Origin of the sequence: Methylobacterium sp. Leaf88 (assembly GCF_001422795.1) — a bacterium.
Classification (GTDB): domain Bacteria; phylum Pseudomonadota; class Alphaproteobacteria; order Rhizobiales; family Beijerinckiaceae; genus Methylobacterium.
In genome coordinates this window covers 279-1,880 of record NZ_LMMK01000002.1, presented here as the reverse complement: position 1 = coordinate 1,880, position 1,602 = coordinate 279, and the positions used below count along the sequence as shown (strand labels likewise).

1 protein-coding gene is annotated in these 1,602 nt (G+C 70.7%); it reads left to right on the top strand.

Going from position 1 to position 1,602, the window contains the following annotated elements; translation table 11 throughout:
- Window positions 1-102 precede the first annotated feature (102 nt).
- The coding region (gene dxs / locus ASF20_RS25340) for a 1-deoxy-D-xylulose-5-phosphate synthase (protein ID WP_244476288.1) at window positions 103-1,602 on the top strand (1,500 nt) is incomplete at its 3' end.

Genomic DNA, 1,602 nt, shown 5'->3' with positions numbered 1-1,602 from the left:
ACCTCGCAAGAGAAGACCTCGCAAGAGAAGACCTCGCAAGACAAGATCGCGCCGGAGCGGGCGCAAGCGACCGCGGTGACCGCGTCGGAGGCGACGGCGATCCTGGACGGTCTGTCGGAGCCTTCGGCGCTGCGTCTGTTGCCGGAGAGCCAGCTTCAGGCGGTGGCGGACGCGGTGCGCACCGAGATGATCGACGCGGTCTCGGTCACGGGCGGGCATCTGGGCTCCGGGCTCGGCGTGGTCGAGCTGACGGTGGCGCTGCACCACGTGTTCGACACCCCCGACGACCGCATCGTCTGGGACGTCGGCCACCAGGCCTACCCGCATAAGATCCTCACCGGCCGGCGCGACCGCATCCGGACGCTGCGCCAGCCCGGCGGCCTGTCGGGCTTCACCAAGCGCTCGGAGAGCGTCTACGATCCCTTCGGGGCGGCCCATTCCTCCACCTCGATCTCGGCGGCCCTGGGCATGGCCGTGGCGCGCGACCTCGACGAGGCGGCGGCCAAGGCCCAGGGCGCGCCGGCGCCCAAGCGGCGCAACATGGTGGCGGTGATCGGCGACGGCTCGATGTCGGCGGGCATGGCCTACGAGGCCATGAACAATGCCGGCGCCCTGCACTCGCGCCTGATCGTCATCCTCAACGACAACGACATGTCGATCGCGCCGCCCGTGGGCGCCATGTCGGCCTACTTCGCGCGCCTGGCCTCGGGGGGCACCTACCAGTCCCTGCGCGAGACCGCCAAGCAGCTGGGCAAGCTCCTGCCCAAGGGCCTCTACCAGCGCGCGGCCGCGGCCGAGGAATACGCCCGCTCCCTGGTGGTGGGCTCGGGCACGATGTTCGAGGAGATGGGCTTCCACTATGTCGGGCCCGTCGACGGGCACAACCTCGACCACCTGCTGCCGGTGCTCAAGAACGTGCGCGACTCCGAGCAGGGTCCGATCCTGCTCCACGTCGTGACCCAGAAGGGCAAGGGCTACGCCCCGGCGGAAGCCTCCGCCGACCGCTACCACGGGGTGGTCAAGTTCGACGTGCTCTCGGGGGTGCAGGCCAAGGCCAAGCCGAACGCGCCGGCCTACACCCGGGTGTTCGGCGAGAGCCTGATCAAGGCGGCGGATGCCGACGACAAGGTGGTGGCGATCACCGCCGCGATGCCGGGGGGCACGGGCATCGACCTGTTCGGCAAGGCGCATCCGGAGCGCACCTTCGATGTGGGCATCGCCGAGCAGCACGCGGTGACCTTCGCGGGCGGCCTGGCGACGGAAGGCTACCGGCCGTTCGTGGCGATCTACTCGACCTTCCTGCAGCGGGCCTACGACCAGGTCGTGCACGACGTGGCCCTGCAGAACTTAGCCGTGCGCTTCTGCCTGGACCGGGCCGGGCTGGTGGGGGCGGACGGGGCGACCCATGCGGGCGCCTTCGACCTGGCCTATCTCTGCTGCCTGCCGAACATGACGGTGATGGCGGCCTCCGACGAGGCCGAGCTGGTGCACATGGTGGCCACCGCGCATGCCCACGACACGGGCCCGATCGCGCTGCGCTATCCGCGCGGCGAGGGCGTGGGCGTGGACCTGCCCGAGCGCGGATCGGTGCTGCCGATCGGC